The sequence below is a fragment of the Streptomyces niveiscabiei genome (assembly GCF_033794345.1).
Taxonomy (GTDB): Bacteria; Actinomycetota; Actinomycetes; order Streptomycetales; family Streptomycetaceae; genus Streptomyces; species Streptomyces niveiscabiei.
On the sequence record NZ_JARAYJ010000015.1, the window covers coordinates 1 to 17,845 of the forward strand.

17 protein-coding genes are annotated in these 17,845 nt (G+C 71.4%); 6 read left to right on the top strand and 11 right to left on the bottom strand.

From position 1 onward, the window contains the following. Positions 1-135: 135 nt before the first annotated feature. The 7 genes from PV682_RS21520 to PV682_RS21550 form a co-directional block, all read right to left on the bottom strand. A complete protein-coding gene (locus PV682_RS21520; protein WP_109363611.1) occupies positions 136-786 on the bottom strand; it encodes a DUF4360 domain-containing protein in 651 nt (216 codons plus the stop codon). Positions 787-1,021: 235 nt separating this feature from the next. Beyond that, complete coding sequence (locus PV682_RS21525) at positions 1,022-1,480, bottom strand: RrF2 family transcriptional regulator (protein ID WP_319732213.1); 459 nt, start codon at positions 1,478-1,480, stop codon at positions 1,022-1,024. Positions 1,481-1,532: 52 nt separating this feature from the next. Then, a complete protein-coding gene (arfA, locus tag PV682_RS21530; protein ID WP_319732214.1) occupies positions 1,533-3,044 on the bottom strand; it encodes an arabinosylfuranosidase ArfA in 1,512 nt (503 codons plus the stop codon). A gap of 77 nt (positions 3,045-3,121) precedes the next feature. Beyond that, positions 3,122-4,108, bottom strand: coding sequence for an arabinan endo-1,5-alpha-L-arabinosidase (locus tag PV682_RS21535; protein WP_319732215.1), 987 nt, complete (start codon positions 4,106-4,108; stop codon positions 3,122-3,124). Between the two features lie 11 nt (positions 4,109-4,119). Further along, on the bottom strand, positions 4,120-4,980 hold the full coding sequence (locus tag PV682_RS21540) for a carbohydrate ABC transporter permease (RefSeq protein WP_319732216.1): 861 nt from the start codon (positions 4,978-4,980) through the stop codon (positions 4,120-4,122). Next, positions 4,977-5,924 (bottom strand): carbohydrate ABC transporter permease, encoded by a 948-nt coding sequence (locus PV682_RS21545; RefSeq protein WP_319732217.1) that lies wholly within the window; start codon positions 5,922-5,924, stop codon positions 4,977-4,979. The genes PV682_RS21540 and PV682_RS21545 overlap by 4 nt, the downstream gene beginning before the upstream one ends. 28 nt (positions 5,925-5,952) lie before the next feature. Beyond that, the gene (locus PV682_RS21550) at positions 5,953-7,311 is read right to left on the bottom strand and encodes an extracellular solute-binding protein (RefSeq protein WP_319732219.1); all 1,359 of its coding nucleotides are present in this window, start codon (positions 7,309-7,311) and stop codon (positions 5,953-5,955) included. Between the two features lie 202 nt (positions 7,312-7,513). Between PV682_RS21550 and PV682_RS21555 the strand changes: the two genes are divergently transcribed. The 4 genes from PV682_RS21555 to PV682_RS21570 all read left to right on the top strand — a co-directional run bounded on the left by PV682_RS21555 (position 7,514) and on the right by PV682_RS21570 (position 12,146). Continuing rightward, positions 7,514-8,686, top strand: coding sequence for a M23 family metallopeptidase (locus tag PV682_RS21555; RefSeq protein WP_319732221.1), 1,173 nt, complete (start codon positions 7,514-7,516; stop codon positions 8,684-8,686). Between the two features lie 159 nt (positions 8,687-8,845). Continuing rightward, positions 8,846-9,418, top strand: coding sequence for a toxin-antitoxin system, toxin component family protein (locus PV682_RS21560; RefSeq protein ID WP_319732223.1), 573 nt, complete (start codon positions 8,846-8,848; stop codon positions 9,416-9,418). Continuing rightward, positions 9,415-10,767, top strand: a complete 1,353-nt coding sequence (locus PV682_RS21565) for a DUF6545 domain-containing protein (protein WP_319732225.1) — start codon at positions 9,415-9,417, stop codon at positions 10,765-10,767. The genes PV682_RS21560 and PV682_RS21565 overlap by 4 nt, the downstream gene beginning before the upstream one ends. Further along, positions 10,764-12,146 carry an FAD-dependent oxidoreductase gene (locus PV682_RS21570; protein ID WP_319732227.1) on the top strand — a complete coding sequence of 461 codons (1,383 nt, stop codon included), beginning with the start codon at positions 10,764-10,766 and terminating at the stop codon, positions 12,144-12,146. The genes PV682_RS21565 and PV682_RS21570 overlap by 4 nt, the downstream gene beginning before the upstream one ends. A 134-nt stretch (positions 12,147-12,280) precedes the next feature. Here PV682_RS21570 and PV682_RS21575 read toward each other — a convergent pair whose 3' ends face one another. Together PV682_RS21575 and PV682_RS21580 are read right to left on the bottom strand one after the other, a co-directional pair. Beyond that, positions 12,281-13,123: an SMP-30/gluconolactonase/LRE family protein gene (locus PV682_RS21575; RefSeq protein WP_319732229.1), complete on the bottom strand. Its 843-nt coding sequence runs from the start codon at positions 13,121-13,123 to the stop codon at positions 12,281-12,283. Further along, positions 13,123-13,896, bottom strand: coding sequence for an IclR family transcriptional regulator (locus PV682_RS21580; RefSeq protein ID WP_055724673.1), 774 nt, complete (start codon positions 13,894-13,896; stop codon positions 13,123-13,125). Before PV682_RS21580 ends, PV682_RS21575 begins: the two co-directional genes overlap by 1 nt. Before the next feature lie 178 nt (positions 13,897-14,074). Between PV682_RS21580 and PV682_RS21585 the strand changes: the two genes are divergently transcribed. Continuing rightward, positions 14,075-14,656, top strand: a complete 582-nt coding sequence (locus PV682_RS21585; protein ID WP_319732232.1) for a hypothetical protein — start codon at positions 14,075-14,077, stop codon at positions 14,654-14,656. A 93-nt stretch (positions 14,657-14,749) separates the two neighbouring features. Here the strand turns inward: PV682_RS21585 and PV682_RS21590 are convergent, their stop codons facing one another. Beyond that, positions 14,750-15,616: an ATP-grasp domain-containing protein gene (locus PV682_RS21590; protein ID WP_319732234.1), complete on the bottom strand. Its 867-nt coding sequence runs from the start codon at positions 15,614-15,616 to the stop codon at positions 14,750-14,752. Between the two features lie 207 nt (positions 15,617-15,823). Here PV682_RS21590 and PV682_RS21595 point away from each other — a divergent pair, with 207 nt between their 5' ends. After that, positions 15,824-16,939 carry a MerR family transcriptional regulator gene (locus PV682_RS21595; RefSeq protein ID WP_319732236.1) on the top strand — a complete coding sequence of 372 codons (1,116 nt, stop codon included), beginning with the start codon at positions 15,824-15,826 and terminating at the stop codon, positions 16,937-16,939. Here PV682_RS21595 and PV682_RS21600 read toward each other — a convergent pair. Next, entirely contained in the window at positions 16,936-17,655 is a 720-nt protein-coding gene (locus PV682_RS21600; RefSeq protein ID WP_055721134.1) for a FadR/GntR family transcriptional regulator, read from the bottom strand. The two genes, PV682_RS21595 and PV682_RS21600, sit on opposite strands and share 4 nt — an antisense overlap. Positions 17,656-17,845 lie beyond the last annotated feature (190 nt).

Genomic DNA, 17,845 nt, shown 5'->3' on the forward strand with positions numbered 1-17,845 from the left:
CATGACTTACCGCCGACTCGCAGACGGCGAAGGCGGAACCGGTCGCCGCGGCGGCCGTCCGCACGCTGGCGCTCGGCGTCGAGCGGTAGCCGGGCGGGGCGGCCCCGGCGCCAACCGGGGCCGCCCCGACGGGAGTTACTTCGCCGGGCACTCCTTCCACGCGACGTGGTAGATCGTCGAGAGCTCGCCGTCCGTCGAGTCCATGGTCATGAAGCTGACCTTGCCCGGCGACTGCGACCCGGCGGTCACCCGCACCTCGGTGTTGACGTTGAAGTTGCGCTGGACCCCACAGGGCGCCCACACGAGTTGAGCCCACTCGGTGGAGTCGGTGGCCTGCCAGTTGTCGGTGAGGGCGCCGTTGAAGCTGTGGCTCTTGGCCACCGTCTGCGGGGACCCCTGGAAGTAGTACGAGGCCCGCTGCATGCCGCTCGCGCCGGGCTGAAGGGACGCGAAGCCCCGGTAGTCGACGCTCGCGATCGCGTAGGTGAAGCCGCCGGGGACGTGGACGACCATGCTGAGCTGGCAGTTCTTGCGGAACGCCGTCGGGTCGGAGTTGCCGCCGGCCTGCGCGAGGTAGTCGCTGTAGGTGACGGTGAAGGCGGTGTTGTCCTCGGAGACGGCGACGGCCGCGGTGCCCGCGGGGCAGCCGGAGCCGTTGATGGTCGCGAGGTTGATGACGATCTTGTCCGGCGGCGGGTCGACGAACACCGGGTCCGCCTGGGCGGGGAGCGCCGTGGCGAGGAGGGCGGCAGCCGCGCCGCCGAGCAGAAGTGCACCGGTTCTCATGGGGTCTCCCGTGAAACGGTCCGTGGGGGGTGGTCGCGCCCCGGCCGGAATCCTGTGGAGAATCTGTGCGCTTTCCGTGAAGGCCGGGGCGAACGCATCGTAGGGACTGGGGAGTTCGGCGCCTACGTCGAACTCCGGCCATTCACAGGAGTCCCGTTCACATACGGGTGCTACGTGAGTACTACACGGTTACGGCTCAAGGGCTACGCGGAGCTGTCCCGGGGGGGGCGGCGTCTCAGGGGTTCTCCCAGGCCGCCGGTTCCGCCGCCAGCGCCCGTACCGGACCCGGCAGCGCGTCCCGCGCGAGGTCCGCGATCGTGACCCCCTCCAGGATCCGCCGCACGTTGGCCCGCAGCGCGATCCACAGCGGGAGCAGGGGTTCGGCGGTCCCCTTGTACGACAGCTCCGTCGGCCGCTCCCCCCGTACGGAGACGATCGGCCCGTCCACCCCCCGGATGACGTCCGCGACGGTGATCGCGGCGGCGTCCCGCGCGAGCCGGTAGCCCCCGCCCCCGCCGCGCCGGCTGTCGACGACGCCCGCGCGGCGCAGATCGCCGAGGATCCCTTCCAGGAACTTGTGCGGAATGTCCTGCGCGAGGGCTACGGTCTCCGTCTTCACCGGGTCGTCCCCCTGGCGTACGGCGATCTCCAGTACCGCCCGTACCGCGTAGTCCGCCCGTGCCGAGATCCTCATGCGCCCATTGTGGGGGCAGTCTCCGGCACGGGCGGAACGGGGCGGGCACGCCTCACGCGAGGCGGATGACGTTCCAGGAGAGCGGCTCCAGGACGGCGGTGAGGGTGCCGTCCGTCAGCGCGGTGCCCTCGGCCGCGTGCGGGGTGACCCGCTCGGGCTCGGTGAGGGTATTACGCGCGTCGGGGTCGGCGTCGGCGAGGACGCTGTGCTCGACGACCCGCTCGACGCCGAGCCCCCCGAGAGCTACTTCCAGCGGTAGCTCCTCGGTACGGCTCCGGTTCACCGCGAACACGGTCACCGACCCGTCCTCCCCGCGTACGGCGGTGGCGTGCAGCAGGTCGGTCTCGCCGAACTTCTGCGTGTCGTACGTCGGTGAGTCCACCCGTACGTCGAGGACCTCGCCCCGCCCGTACCGCGCGGCCTGCGCGAACGGGAAGAACGTGGTCTGCCGCCACGCGGGCCCGCCCGGCTCGGTCATGATCGGGGCGATCACGTTGACCAGCTGGGCGAGGCAGGCGACGGTGACGCGGTCGGCGTGCCGCAGCAGGGCGACGAGCAGGGAGCCGAAGACGACGGCGTCCATGACGCTGTAGTTGTTCTCCAGGAGGCGGGGGGCCTCGGCCCAGTCGCGCTCGCCGGAGTTCTCGATCTCGTGCCACTCGGAGATGTACCAGACGTTCCACTCGTCGAAGGAGAGGTTGATCTTCTTCTTCGACTTCAGCTTCGCGCCGATGTGGTCGGCGGTGGCGACCACGTTCTCGATGAAGGACTCCATGTCGACGGCGGAGGCCAGGAAGGAGTCGACGTCGCCGTTCTCGGGCTGGTAGTAGGCGTGCAGGGAGATGTAGTCGACGAGGTCGTACGTCTCCTCCAGGACCGTCGCCTCCCAGGCGGCGAAGGTCGGCATGGACTGGCTGGAGGAGCCGCAGGCGACGAGTTCGACGCCCGGGTCGATCTGGCGCATCGCGCGGGCGGTCTCGGCGGCGATCCGGCCGTACTCCTCGGCGGTCTTGTGGCCGGTCTGCCAGGGGCCGTCCAGCTCGTTGCCCAGGCACCAGAGCTTGATGCCGAAGGGCTCCTTGTCCCCGTGCGCCACCCGTAGCTCCGCGAGGGTAGTACCTGAGGGGTGGTTGGCGTACTCCTGGAGTTCCAGTGCCTCGGCCACCCCACGGGTACCGAGGTTGAGGGCCATCATCGGCTCCGCCTGGGGGCCGAGCTTGCGCAGGAAGGCGATGTACTCCGAGAGGCCGAAGCGGTTGGTCTCGGTGGAGCGCCAGGCGAGGTCGAGGCGGCGGGGGCGGTCCTCCACCGGGCCGACCGAGTCCTCCCACTTGTAGCCGGAGACGAAGTTGCCGCCGGGGTAGCGGATGGTGGTGACACCGAGTTCGCGGACCAGGTCGAGGACGTCCTGACGCAGGCCCTCGGCGTCGGCGGCGGGGTGGCCGGGCTCGAAGATGCCGGTGTAGACGCAGCGGCCGAGGTGTTCGACGAACGAGCCGAAGAGCCGGGGGCTGACCTCGCCGACCGTGAAGGCGGGATCGAGTGTGAAGCGGGCGGTGCGCATGTCTTCCTTTCGTGCTGCGGTGCTGTGGGCCGGGGCGTGCAGTGGTGCTGTGGTAGTGCGGTACTGGGCCGGGAGGGCTAGACGACGTGCGGCCAGCCGTCCCTCGTCCAGTCCAGCCGGTTCAGTCCCAGCTTCGGAACGCCGTTGTCGTCGGCGTCGTAGTAGTGGTACGCCAGCCAGTCCCGTCCCCGGTCCCGGAAGACCGACTCGCCCCCCGTACCCACGTACCTCCCGTGGCTCTCCAGTACGAGGTCGCCGCCTCCCTCCAGCATCGGACGGCCCTGGCTGTCGGTATAAGGGCCGGTCACCGAGGTGGCGCGGCCCACCCTGATCTTGTACGTGGAGTTCACTCCGGCACAACAGGCGTCGTAGGAGGCGAAGAGGTAGTAGTACCGGCCGTGCCGGACGATGGACGGCCCCTCGACCGCGTACGGCGCGTCGGGGCGGGTCGCGAGGTGGTGGACCTCGGCGCCGGGGACGGCCCGGCCGGTCCTGCGGTCCAGTTCGACCATGCGGATGCCGGTCCAGTACGAGCCGAAGCTCATCCACAGCTTCCCGCCGGCCCGGATCAGCGCCGGGTCGATGGCGTTGAAGGTGTCCGTGCGCTCGGAGGTGAACGCCTTGCCGTGGTCGGTCCAGGTGCCGGGCAGACCGGAGGGGGAGGTCGCGAAGCCGATCGCGGAGTGGTTGGTGCCCCAGGACGAGACCGCGTAGTACAGCCAGTACGTGCCGCTGCGGTAGGTGATGTCGGGCGCCCAGGGGTCGCCGGTGTCGTTGTACTCGTACCACCAACTCGGGGGCGTCGCGAAGGCGTTGCCCGCGTCGGTCCAGTGGACGCGGTCCTTGGAGAGGCGGGCGCCGATCACGCCGCCGGTCGAATAGGCCGCGTATCCGCCGGACTTGAGTCGGATGACGGTGGGGTCGTGGATGATCTGCTGGCCGGTGACGGGCTGGGGGTCGGGGTAGACGGGGGCGGCGCTCGCCGTCGTAGCGGTGGCGCTCGCCGTCGTGGCGGTGAAGGCGAGCAGCGCGGCGGCCAGAAGTGTCGCCATCCTCAGGCGCATGGGAGCCCTTCTCACTGTCCCGCCAGACCGGTGTGGGCGACGCCGCGCACGATCTGGCTCTGGAAGAAGACGAAGACGATGATCAGCGGCAGTCCGGCGATGAGGCCGCCGGCCATGAGCTGCGGCCAGACGATGCCGAACGCGTTCTGGACGGTGGCGATGCCGTTCGGCATGGTCATCAGGTCGGGGTTGTTCGTCACCATGTACGGCCACAGGAAGTTGTTCCAGGACGCGATGAACGTGAAGATGCCGACCGCCGACAGGGACGGCTTGGACAGCGGCAGCACGATCGTGAAGAAGATCCGCCAGCGTCCGGCGCCGTCGATGAACGCCGCCTCCTCCAACTCCCGTGGCAGGGACTGGAAGAACTTGTACAGGATGTAGACCATCGCGGCCGGCGCGCACTGCGGGAGGATCATCCCCCAGTACGTGTCGACCATGCCGAGGGACTGGACGGTCGTGAAGAGCGGCACGCCGAGGATCGCCGGGGAGAACATCAGGCCGGCCATGGTCAGCGCCAACAGGGCTGATTTTCCCCGGAATTCGGTGCGCGCGAACCCGTACCCGGCGAGGGCGGAGACGATCAGGACGATGAAGGTGACGCAGACCGACACCACCACCGAGTTCACGAACCAGTTGGGGATGTTGCCGGCCTCGAAGACCGCCTTCCAGGACTCCAGGGTGAAGTCCTTCGGAATCCAGTGGGGTGCGGCGACCGACTCCTCGGTGCTCTTGAGGGACGTCGACAGCGCCCAGACGAGCGGTGCGAGCCAGATCAGGGAGAGGCCGGCCGCGACGGCGGTCAGCGCGACCTGTCCGGGCGTCCAGGTGCTACGGGGCTTGCGGAGCACGGGAGTTGGCGTGTCGCTCATCGGGTGCCCGCCTCCTCTCGGTTGCGCAGCAGCCACATCCGGCCGAGTGCGACGGCCGCGACGATGACGAACAGGACCATGGAGATCGCCGAGGCATATCCCACGCGGTAGTTGGTGAAGCCCTCTTCGAGGGTGTACTGCACGAAGGTGCGCGTCGATTCCTCCGGGCCCGGCGTGAACTGGTACATGACCACCACCTGGTCGAACACCTGGAGCGAGGCGAGGACTTGGAGCGAGACGACGAGCCCGGTGATGTTCCTGAGGCTCGGGACGGTGATGTACAGCAGCCGCTTGAAGGCGTTCGCGCCGTCCAACTCGGCGGCCTCGTACAGGTGTTGGGGTACCGCCTGGAGCGCGGCCAGGTAGAGGAGGAAGGAGAAGCCGACCGTCCACCACAGGGTGGCGATCACGACCGCGAGCATCGCCGTGGACTTCTGGGTGAGCCAGGGGGTGTCGAGGCCGAGGACGTGGTTGACCATGCCGTTCGTCGGCTGGAACAGCCACCACCACAGGTTGCCGATGACCGCCGAGGGCAGCAGGAACGGGGCGAAGAAGCACAGCCGCCACACCCACTTGAAGTGCGCGGCGTGGTGCGCGATCAGGGCCATCAGGAGCGCTACGACAACGATGGCGGGGACGACGTACAGGGTGAACTCGACGCTGTGCCACAGCGAGGACCAGACGAGGGAATCCCCCAGCGCCTCACGGTAGTTGGCGAGCCCGACGAAGCTCGTGCGGTCGCCGGAGATGTTCGCGTCGGTGAGGCTGAGGTAGAGGCCGCGCACGACCGGCAGCAGCACGAACAGGCCGTACAGGACGAAGAAGGGGGCGACGAACCAGCCGCCGTGCTGGAAGCGGCGGCCCCAGCGGGCCCTGGCCGAGTCGGCGGCGGTGGCGGTACGGGGGCGCGCGGTGCGGGCGCCGAGGACGCCGGTGCTGCTCATGCGTCAACTCCCTTGCGGTATACGGCTCTCACGCGCCCTCCCCCTTCGCCTCCTGTGCGGCGGTCAGGCCGTCCATCGGGTTCTTCGACTCCAGCAGCTTCTCCAGCGCGCTCTTCATACGGCGGGCCGCAGCGGCGGGCTTCGTGGAGCCGAGGTTGGAGGCGGCGATGATCGGGCCGACCTTGTTGGCCAGGACGCCGGTCGACCCCGCGAACCAGATGTGCGGTTCGGTCGCCGGGTGGTCCATCGCGGGCCGGGAGTACTCGTTCTGCGGACTGAGCTTGAGGTACTCCGGATCCCTGAACGTCGGGAGATAGGCGGGGACATGGCCGCCGCCCGCCCACGCGGTGGCGTGTTTCACGAGGTACGCGGCGAGCCGGTGCGCCCCGTCGTTCGCGGCGCCGCCCCGGTCGGACTGGTGGGGCAGGACGAAGGAGTGCGACTCGACGTGCGTGGCGGGCCTGCCGAAGACGGGCGGCAGGGGCTGCGCCCCGAACTCGACCTTGGCGCTCCCGTAGTACGGCACGGACCAGTTGCCCTCCCACGCGAACGGCGACCCGGCGATGAACGCCTCGCCGTCCGAGGCGCCGACGGTGACGTACCCGTCGGTGACGTGCTTGCGGAGGAACTCCAGCACCTCGGTGGCCTTTTCGGTGTCGAAGACGGTGTCGGTGCGCGCGTCGTCGAAGTAACTCCCGCCGAGCTGCTGATAGAAGGCGACGAAGAACCACCAGGAGAAGTTCTGGTCGTTGGCGTGCAGCCCGAGCGTCTGGACGCCGGGCTTGAGCTGTTTCCTGGCCGCTTTGAGGACGTCGAACCAGGCGTCGACCGAAGTCGCCTCCGGCAGGCGGTCGTTGGCGTCCAGGAGCCCGGCCTTGCGGCAGACGTCCTTGCGGTAGAAGTTGAGCTGCGCGTGGATGTCGAGCGGCAGGGCGTACAACTCCCCGCCGACGAGGCCGCGTTGCCACAGCACCGGGTTGAAGTCGGCATCTTTCACGCCGTACTTGGTGAGGAGGTTCATGTCCCAGGGGTCGAGCAGCCGGCCCGGCGCGAAGCCGGGGACCCGGCCCTGGTGCATGATCCCGAGGTCGGGCGCCCGGTTGCCGGCGGCGGCCATGGCGAGCTTGGTGTAGTAGGGGCCGCCCCAGGAGAGGGTGGAGTCCTTGACGTCGACGCCGGGGTCGGCCTTGCGGAAGGCGTCGACCATGGCGACCATGTTGCCGCCGTCGCCCCCTTGGAAGAGGTTCCAGTAGCGCACTCGCGGCCGTGAGCCGGAGGCGAGTGCGTCGGCTCCGCTGCCGAGCGCGGCGAAGCCGAAGCTGCCCGCGACCACGAGGCCGCCGGCCGCTGCGAGAAGTTGCCTGCGATTCAGGTCAGGTCGTCCCATTGCCTGCCCTTGCTCTTCGAGTCCCGTTTATTTTGTCCGAAATATCGAATAATGCTCGTAACTTCGAACAGGGACCGTAGGTTCACTTCCGTCTCGCGTCAATGGGTGCGACGCGACTCGCACCGAACGTGAACACCGGGAGGAAACCTCGCCACCTCGTTGATCGTCTTGCAGTTCCCCCGGTTCAGAGAGGACCCTCACGATGCCCGACCTCCCCCCGGAAGCCGCGGCCCTGGCCCGCTTCCTCACGGCGTCCCCGGCCGACCGGCCCGCGCTGGCCCCGACCGTGGCCGAGGCGGTCGGCGCCGAGCGGCTGGAGGAGGTCGTCCGGGCGACCCTGGAGCGGATCGGCGGCTTCGAGGCCGTCGAGGACAGCCCCGACGGCCTGCTCCTGCGCGGCGGCGGCCCGGACCGGGTCCGGGCCTGGGCGGCGACCACACCCGACGGCGAGCTGACCGGCCTGCTCTTCGAGCACGCTCCCTACGCCCCGGCCCGCCCGGTACGACGCCTGCCCGCGCCCCTGACCTGGGCGTTTCTCCTCCTCCCGGTCGCCCTGTGGATCGTCCTGCCGCTCTGGGGCGCCGACGACCGCCTCACCTGGCTCGGCGACCTGTGCGTCCTCGCCGCGCTCCTCGTCCTCGCCGGCGGCTGGGGAGCCCCCGCCCAGCAGCCGCGCACCCCGCGCCGGCTCGCCGTCACGGCGGCCGTCGCCACCGCCCTCGCCTCCGCCGTACGCCTGCCGGACCTGCCCACGGGTAGTCCTGAGGTACCCCTGGTCCTGGGTACGGGTCTCCTGCTCGGCGCCGTGGCTCTGGTGACGTACGCGCGCCGCTACCGCTGGGGTATGAGCCTGTCGAGGCCGCTGCGCTTCCCGCTGGACGGCACCTGGTACGTGCTCCAGGGTGGCGGCGCGCTGATCAACCACCACGCGCGGGTCCCCGAGCAGCGCGGCGCCGTCGACCTCGTCGGCCTCGGCCCGCTCGGCACCCGTACCGGGCCGGGCCGTGACGCGTCCGCGTACGCCGCGTACGGGCGGGCCGTGCACGCCCCCTGTGACGGCCGGGTGGTCTCCGCGGCCGGCGCGATCGGCGACCAGCGGCCCGGCGAGATCCGCTACCAGCCCCTGTACGGCAACCACGTGTTCCTCGACACCGGGCACGAGATCGTCAAACTCGCCCACCTGCGCCCCGGTTCGGTCACCGTGCGCCCCGGCGACATCGTCCGCACCGGCCAACTCCTGGGCGAGGTCGGCAACTCGGGCAACACGACCGAGCCGCACCTCCACCTGCACGCCGAGCGCGACGGCGTCGGGTTGGACCTGGTCTTCACGGACGTTCCCGGCCGGCTGTACCGGGGGCGGACGATCCGCCGGTAGGGCAGCGCGATCCGTCGGTGGGGCCGCACGATCCCCCGGTGGGACCGCGCGATCCGCCGGTGGGGGTGGCGTCGATTTCCGCCGTTCCCTCATGACGCGGACACATCCACCCGCGTAGTCTCGGACCGGCTGCCGCAGGGCAGTCAGAAGGGGGCACCGATGGACATCGCGGGCTCGGCCCGGTTCACCTCCGCGCTGCGGCGGGCGAGGACCGGCTCGGCCATGCGCGGGCTCACCTCCGACCTGCTGGAGGGGCTCGGCCGACGCGACCGACGCCCGTCCGGCGCACGGGAGTTGTGCCACGCGCTGTGCGAGGAGATGACCGCGCGGCGGGGCGGGCGGCGGGTCGAGGTCCGGTTCGAGCGCTTCCCCGACGAGATCGACGTGACCGGACTGTGGGTGGAGTTCCAGGAGTCCGACCTGGTCATCGTCGAGGAGCGGGCCGAAGAGGTGCAGCAACTCGTCATCCTGGGGCACGAGTTGTGGCACCTGCACGCCCGGCACCGGCATCGGCACGCCGCCGTGGACGCGCTGTCCGGCTGGGAGGGCGTCCCCCTGACGGCCGCCGCCCGTGACGGCTCCCGCAAGGTCGACGAGGCCGAGGCCGACGACTTCGGCCACCGGCTCGCCGCCGCCGTACGCCCCTATCTGCGCCCGGAGGGCGGCGAGTTGGAGCCCGGCACCGTCCAACGGCTGCTGGGATACCCCGGGTTCGGGGGCCGGAGCCGATGAGGGTCGATCCGGTCGCGGTCTCCTTCTGGGTGCCGACCGTCATGCTGTGCGCGGCGCTCGCCATCAAACTGCCGACGATCGTACGGCTGTGGCGCGACCCCCTGCTGCGCGCGGTCGGCGGTCTGCTGCTGCTCGCCTGCGCGGTGTTCGTGTTCGTGGCGCCGTCGACGATCCGCTGGACGAACCGGGTCACGGGCGTGCCCAACATCTCGGCGCCGTGGTGCTATTCACTGCTCACCGCGTTCGCCGGTTCGTGTCTGCTGCTCATCATCGCCTGGCGCAACGGCCTTTCGGACCTGACGCCCTCGACGCGGCGCGCCATGCGGTGGGTGATCGGCGTCTACTCGGGGGTCATCGCCGCGCTGTGGGTGCTGTTCCTCCTCGCGGACGTGCCCGTCGAGCGGGTCCGCGACCTGGACACGTACTACGCCAACACCCCTTTCATGCGGGAGGAGATCGTCCTCTACCTCCTCGCGCACTGCGTCGCCGTCCTGGTCACGAGCCGGCTCATCTGGAACTGGGTGCGCACCGAGGGCCTCGACGCGTGGCTGCGCTCCGGGCTGGTGTTCCTGGTCATCGGCTACGCCCTCAACCTGGTCTTCGACGCCCTCAAACTCGCGGCGGTCGTGGCCCGTTGGACCGGCAACGACCTGGACCGGCTGAGTACGACGGTGGCGCCGCTCGTCGCGTGTCTGTCGGCGGTGCTGGTCGCCCTCGGCTTCATCCTCCCGCACACCGGCCAATACCTGGGCGAACGCTGGCTGTTGCACCGCACCCGCATCGAACTGCGCCCGCTGTACGTGCTGTTGAAGCGGGCACAGGGGTCCGGTGTCCCGTTCACCCTGCGCGCGGGCGCCGAACTGCGCCTGATCCGGCGGGAGACGTTCATCCGGGACGTCCTGCTCACGCTGACCCGCCGGCTGGACGGGGCCCGGGCGGGCCGCGCCTACGAGGCGGCGGTGGCGCTGGGGCACCCCGCCGAACGGGCCCGCGCGCTGGCCGCCGCCGTCGCGATCGAGGACGCGGTGGCCCGCCCGGCGGACGGCGCGTGGTCCGAGGCCGCCGACCATCCCGACCCGACCGGCCTGCTCCAGGCCATCCTCGACGTCTCCCGCGCGCTGCGCCGGCCGGACGAGGTCGCCGCGGTGCGCGCCGCGGCCCGTCGGACCCGCGATGCCCAGGAGCCCGCCGCGCCGGAAGCCTTCGGCTCCGCTGCCGGTCAAGAGCCCGGCGCCGCCCGGACCCCCGCCGCTTCTCAGGAGGCCACCGCCTCCGCCGCTCCGCAACGACCCGCCTCCGCCCGGAGACCCGCCGTCTCCGGGAAGCCCGCAGAAAGCAACCGCCCATGACCAGCACCGCCGTAGTCCTGGGCGGCTCCCTCGCCGGGCTTCTCGCAGCCCGCGCCCTCGCCGAGACGGCGACCGAAGTCACCGTCGTGGAAAGGGACTTGCTCCCCGACGGCGCCGCTCCCCGCAAGGGCCTCCCGCAGGCGCGCCACGCCCACCAGCTCTGGTCCGGCGGCGCCCGCGCCCTCACCGACCTCGTCCCCGGCATCGCCTCCCGCCTCGCCGAGGCAGGCGTACGGCGCCACCCGGTGACCGCCGACATGGTGGTCCTCTCCCCGCACGGCTGGTACCGCCGCTGGCCGGAGTCCCACCACATGCTGCTGGCGAGCCGGGATCTCCTGGACGCGACGGTCCGCGAGGCGGTCCTCGCCCATCCCCACGTCCAACTCCTCCAGGAGACTGAGGTGTTGGGGCTGACGGGGACACGGCAGGCGGTCACCGGCGTCCGGGTCCGCCACCGGGACGGCACCGAACGGGCCCTGGAAGCGGCCCTGTTCGTGGACGCGACCGGCCGAGCCTCCCGAACTCCCCACTGGTTCACGGAACTCGGCCTCCCCGAACCGCAGCGCCGCGAGGTCGACTCCGGTGTCGCCTACGCCACCCGCCTCTTCCGCGCACCCGAGGCCGCGCACGGGCCGTTCCCCGTGGTCAACGTCCAGCCCGACCCGCGCACCCGCGAACCCGGCCGGGGCGGGGTCCTGCTCCCCATCGAGAACGGCACCTGGCTCGTCACCCTGTTCGGCAGCCGGGGCGCCGAACCCAGCTCCGACACCGAGGAGTTCAGCGCCTACGCCCGTACGCTGCGGCACCCGGTCATGGCCGACCTCATCGCGCGAGCGACCCCGCTGACCGACGTCTCCTTCACCCGGACCACCGCCAACCGGCGCTTCTTCCATGAACGTTCCCGGGTCTGGCCGGACAACTACGCCGTGCTGGGGGACGCGTTGTGCGCCCTCAACCCGATCTACGGTCACGGCATGTCGGTGGCCGCGCAACAGGCCGTGATCCTGCGCGATGTGACACGCCGTCATGGTCTGGGCGCGCCGGGCCTGTCCCGCCGGGTCCAGAAGGCGGTGTCCCGCCCCGCCTCGGCGGCCTGGGACCTGGCCCTCGGCATGGACGTCTTCTACCCCGGGGCCACGAAGACGGGGCCCACCCTCAGGGACCGCGTCCTCGCGGCGTACGTGGGCCGGCTGCTCCAGACGGCGACGGGCAACGGGCGGATCGCCCGGGCGGTCACCGACGTGACCGCGCTGGAGCGAGGGGGCCATGTACTGCTGGCCCCCTCGGTGCTGCTGGCCGCCGCGATCGGCCCGCTCCAACCACCGCTGACGGACGCTCCGTTGACGACGGAGGAACGGAAGCGGGCGGGGTTGGAGTAGCGGGAGCCTGGAGACAGGGGGCGCCCGGCGGAGGTCGGAGACACGGGCAGCGAAGGCCGGGAGAGGCGAAGGCAGGGCGCGCGATGCCCGCAGTCCCGGGTTCCGCCGCACGCCCCGCCATCAGCCGCGCCCCGTCACCCCGCGAACGCGGGAAGCGCCAGTCCCTTCCCCGCGCCGGGCACCACCAGCAGCGATCCGGCGACCGGGTGCGGGTCCGTGAGGCCGATCCGCGCGGTCGTGATGTACAGGTCGCTCAGGTCGGCCCCGCCGAACGCGCAGGCGGTGACGCGCGGTGTGGGCAAGGAGATCACCCGGTCCAGTTTCCCCCCGGGGGTGTAGCGCCGTACCGCGGCGCCGTCCCACAGGGCGACCCACACGCAGCCGTCCGCGTCGACCGTGAGGCCGTCCGGGAAGCCGGCGCCGTCCTCGATCGTCACGAACTCCCGCCGCCCGCCGACGTGTTCGCCGTCGTAGTCGAAGACGTCGACGCGGCCGGTGGGCGAGTCGACGTAGTACATGAGCGTCCCGTCGGGGCTCCAGCCGGTGCCGTTGCTGACGGCGACGTCGTCAAGGACCGTCTCCAGCAGGCCCGTTGGGCCGAAGCGGGCCAGCGTGCCGCCGCCCGGTGCCTCGTCGTAGCGCATCGTGCCGGCCCACAGCGTCCCGTCGGGGGCGACGGCCGCGTCGTTCGCGCGCCGGCCGGGGACGACCTCGCGGTGCAGCCAGCGGAAGGTGTCGTCGGGGTCCAACAGGCCGACCCCGTCACGGAGGTTGAGGACGAGCCCGCCGCCGGCCCTGGGTTTGGCGGCGCCGACGTGCTGGTCGGTCGTGCGCAGGGTCTGCCGCCCGCTCGACGGGTCGTACGTGTTGACCCGCGACCCGAGGATGTCGAGCCAGATCAGCCGGCCCGCGTCCGCGTCCCAGGTGGGCCCTTCGCCGAGGGTCGCCTCGGCCCGTACCGCTACTTCGTACCCCATCACGCCACGCTCCGGTATCCGAGCCGCTCCGACAGGTCGACGGCGCCCTTGGCCGCCAACTGCTCCAGTTCCACGCGCCGTTCGTCGCTCCACCGGATCATCGGGACGGAGATGGAGAGCGCGGCGACGACCTGCCCGGTACGGTCCCGGACCGGCGCGGCGACACAGCTCACGTCGGGGTTCGACTCCCGGCTCTCCACCGCGAGACCCCGCTCACGGATGACGGCGAGCGCCTCCCTCAACGCCCCTGGTTCGGTGATGCTGTTGGGCGTCATCCGCACCAACTCGGCGTCCACCGGCAGCCGCAGGCTCAGCTCGTGCTCGGAGAGCGAGGCGAGCAGCATCTTCCCGACGGACGTGCAGTGCGCGGGAAGGCGCCGTCCGGCGGCGGAGACCATCCGCACCGCGTGCGTCGAGTCGACCTTGGCGATGTAGATGACGTCCGTGCCTTCGAGGATCGCGACGTGCACGGTCTCGTCGCAGGTCTCGGCGACGGACCGGGCGACGTTCTGCCCCTCCGCCGCGAGGTCGAGCTGTTCCGCGTACCGGCTGCCGAGCTGGTACGGCCGTACGCCGAGCCGGTACCGTCCGGGCTGGCCGGGCACCGGCACGATGTACGACCGGGCAGCGAGGGTGGTGACGAGTTCGTGCACGGTGGTGCGCGGAAGCTGGAGCCGGCGCACGATGTCGGGGGCGGAGAGCGTGCCGTCCCCGTCGAGGAAAAGCTCCAGAATGTCCAGAGCCCGGGTCACGGCAGGTACCAGACGTCCCACGGCCGGCCCCCTCCCTTAAGTGTGTTCGATATTTCAACAGGCGATCGGGATGACGAACACAGGCTAATCAGAAGCCACCGACCGGGCAATGGTCGTGAAAAGACCCGATCCACATCGGTGCCGACGAGTGCCGATGAGACCCGTACCCGGGAGGTACGCCATCGGGGACGATGGAGGCATGCCGTCCACCCCGCACCCCTTCACCCCGCTCGACTTCCAGCTCGTCCTGCTGCGCCGCATGGCCGACCACAACCCCGGCCTGGTGGAGGAGGCGCGACACCGGCTCGGCGCCTCCGCGGGGGAGATGCGTGAAGCGAACAAGCGCTGGCAGGCGATGCGGCACGCCCCACGGGGGCGCGCGGCGGCGAGCCGCTACCGCACGTTCCTGGGCGCCCCCGAGACCACGTCCACCCGCCGTATCGGCGACCTCACCTGCGAGTCCTGGCTCTGGCCGGTCCCCCTGTGGCCCACCCTGCGCTTCGAGGTCCTGCTCTCCCCCACCGGCGCGATCTGGAACGAATGGCTGATCCGCTCCCCCGGTACCCCGCCCCCTACCCTGGAGGGACTCGCCGACCTCACCCCCTGGTCCTGCACGGTCGACGAGGCCGCCACCGCCTTCGCCCCCGCCCGCCCCCTGGAGGGCACCGCCCCCACCCGCTGGGGCCTGTCCTTCACGGCCCCCGACGAGCAGGGGGTACCCCGTCAGGTGGTGGCGGAGTTCACCTGGGGCCTCCTGCAACGGGTCGCGGTCAGGGACTGACCCGGCACACAGGCGCGGCCGGGGGCTGACCGGGCACACAGGCGCGGCCAGGGGCCGACCGGGCGCACGGCCGGGGGCTGAACCGGCCCGCGCTCACACCCGTTCCAGCACGGCCGCCACGACCCGGTCCACCGACCCGGTGTGCAGCGACAGGAACAGGTTCGGCTCGACGAGTTCCAGCTCCATCACGCAGGGCCGCCCGTCGTCCCCGTCGACGAGGTCGACCCGCGCGTACAGCAGTTCCCCGCCCCCGGGTACGGCGGCCAACGCCCGCTCGGCGGTGGCGAGTTCGGCCTCGGTCGGCTCCCACACGGTCAGCCCGGGATGCGCGACCTTCCGCGCGTCGTACGCCGTCCCCAGCGCGAGCACCGCCCCCTTGCGGCTGGCGTGCAGCAGCCGCCCCCCGAAGAACTGGAGCGCCCGCTCCCCCCGCGCGTCGATACTCCGCACGTACGGCTGGACCATCGCCGTGAACCCCTCGGCGTGCATCCGCGCGATCTGGCGTACGGCGGTGTCGTGGCCGTCGGGGGTGTAGCGGGCAGCGAAGCGCGCACCGGCGCCGGAGGTGGGCTTGACGACGTACTCACTCCCGAGAGGTAGCTCCGCGGTCTCACCCGGCGCCACATACCTGGTGGGGACGGTGGGAACACCGGCCGCCGCCAGTTCCCCCAGGTACCGCTTGTCGGCGTTCCACCGCACGATCTCCGGCGGATTCGCGAGCCGCGTCACGCTCCCGCACTTCGCCGTCCAGGCCAGGAACTCCGCCGACCGCCAGGAGTAGTCCCAGGTCGACCGTATGACGGCGAGATCGAAGGACGCCCAGTCCACCTCGGGGTCGTCCCAGACCACCGCCTCCGCCTCGGCCCCGGCCGACCGCACCGCCGCGACCAGCCCCGGCAGATCGGGATCGGCGACGACCTCGGGTCCTGGACGGCAGGTGACGAGCGCGATACGAGGCACGGGACCCCTACTTTCGTACGACGGTATGAGCCACAAACGCCCCTGCACTGTAGATCCCGGCCCGCGCCCACGGCCAACGCTCATCCCGTAGCCCTCAGGTACGGCATACCGCCCGGCCCGGCGCTTGACCTTCCCCTTCGGTGAAGCCCCAGCATCGACACCGGACCGACCCCGAGCCCTCCGCGGGCCGCACCCCGAAGGAACCGGATGACTCTGCTGACGATCGGCGCCTTCGCCCGGGCCTGCCGCCTCTCCCCCAAGGCCCTGCGCCTGTACGACGAACTCGACCTGCTGCGCCCCGCCCGGGTCGACCCCGGCACCGGCTACCGCCGTTACGCGCCGGAGCAGTTGGAACAGGCCCGCCTGGTGGCGTGGCTGCGCCGCCTCGGCATGCCGCTCGCCCTCATCCGCGACCTGCGGGACCTGCCGCCGCCGGACGCCGCCCGCGAGATCCGCGCGTACTGGTCACGGGTCGAGGCGGAGACGGCCGTACGCCGCGACCTCGCGGAATTCCTCGTGGACCACCTCTCCGCCCCACCGTCCAGAAAGGACACCACCATGCTCGAACTCCGCTGCCACGCACGCTCCGACCGCGGCCTCGTCCGCCCCGCCAACCAGGACACCGCCTACGCCGACCAGCGCCTTCTGGCCGTCGCCGACGGCTACGGCGCGGCGGGCGACACCGTGAGCGGCGCGGCCGTCGCCGCCCTGCGCACCCTCGACACCGGACGCCTCCCCGCCGGCGGCGTCCTCGGCCTCCTGGAGGACGCCGTCACCTCCGCGACCGAGGCCGTCCGCAACGCCGCCGAGGGCGGCCGGGGCAGCGGTACGACCCTGACCGCCCTGCTGTGGACCGGCAGCCGCCTCGGTCTGGTCCACATAGGTGACTCCCGCGCGTACCTCCTGAGGGGGACGGGTCTCTTCCGCATCACCCACGACCACAGCGTCGTCCAGTCCCTCCTGAACGAGGGACGCCTCACCGAGGAGGAGGCCCTCTCCCACCCGGACCGCATGCTCCTGCTGAAGTCCCTCGACGGCAGGGGAAACACCACGGGTACTCCCGACCTGCACCTCCACGAGGCCCGCCCCGGCGACCGCTACCTGCTCTGCTCCGACGGTCTTACCCGGGTAGTACCCGAGGACCAGATCCGCGCCGTCCTCACGACGGCCACGACCCCGGCCGACGCCACCCGCACCCTGATCGACGCGGCCAACGCGGCAGGCGGCGAGGACAACGTGAGCTGCGTGGTCGCGGACCTGACGGAGACGGCGGAAACGACAGAGACCGCGGCGCCGGAAGAGACCGCGGCGCCGACGCCCTAAGCGTCCTCGGCCTCCGCCTCGGCCGGCTCCCAGTCCAGCAGCCGCACCTTCGCCACCGTACGGACATGCGTACGCATCGCGGTCGCCGCCTTGCGCGCGTTGCGCTCGGCGACCGCGTCGAAGATGGCCTGGTGCTGGGCCCACGAGCGACTCGGCCGACCGGGCTGGCGCAGCGACTCCGTACGGCTCTCGGCGATCTGCTCGGCGATGGACCGCATGAACTCGGCGAGCAGCGCGCTGTGCGCCGCCGCGGTCACCGCGGAGTGGAAGAGCCGGTCGCCCTCGATGCCGTGCCCGCCGGCCTCGATCTCCTCGGCCATGTGCGCAAGGGCGGCCCGCATCGCGTCAAGGTCCTCCTCGGTGCGCCGCTCGGCGGCGAGTTCGGCGAGTTTCGTCTCCAGCGCCTCGCGCGCCTCCAGCACGTCCGGCAGCCGCCTGCGCCGCTCGACCATCCGGTCGACGGGTTCGACGTCGAGGCTGTCGCGCACGAGGTACGTCCCGCCGCCGTGCCGCGCCTCGACCAGGCCCTGCACCTCCAGGACCACGATCGCCTGCTTGACGGAGGCCCGGCTGACCCCGAGCCGCTGTGCGAGATCCCGCTCCGGCGGGAGGCGGTCCCCGGCGGCGAGTCCGCCGTCGACCACGTACTGCCGCAACCGGTCGAGCACCTGCTCGTACAGGCGCTGCTTGGTCATCGGCCGCAGGGCGTCGTTCACGGGGTCCCCCTCTTTCGGGCGGGAGCCTAGCATCGGGAGGTCGGCCCGAAGTGGCTCGGTGGACGAGTGGCTGGGTGGCTGAGTGGTCAAGTGGCTGAGCCAATTCTCGCGCACCCTCTTGACGGCCGTCGAGCCACGCACTCTAATCAGCCGACACAAGAAAGTGGCTGAGCCACTGGACCACTCGCGA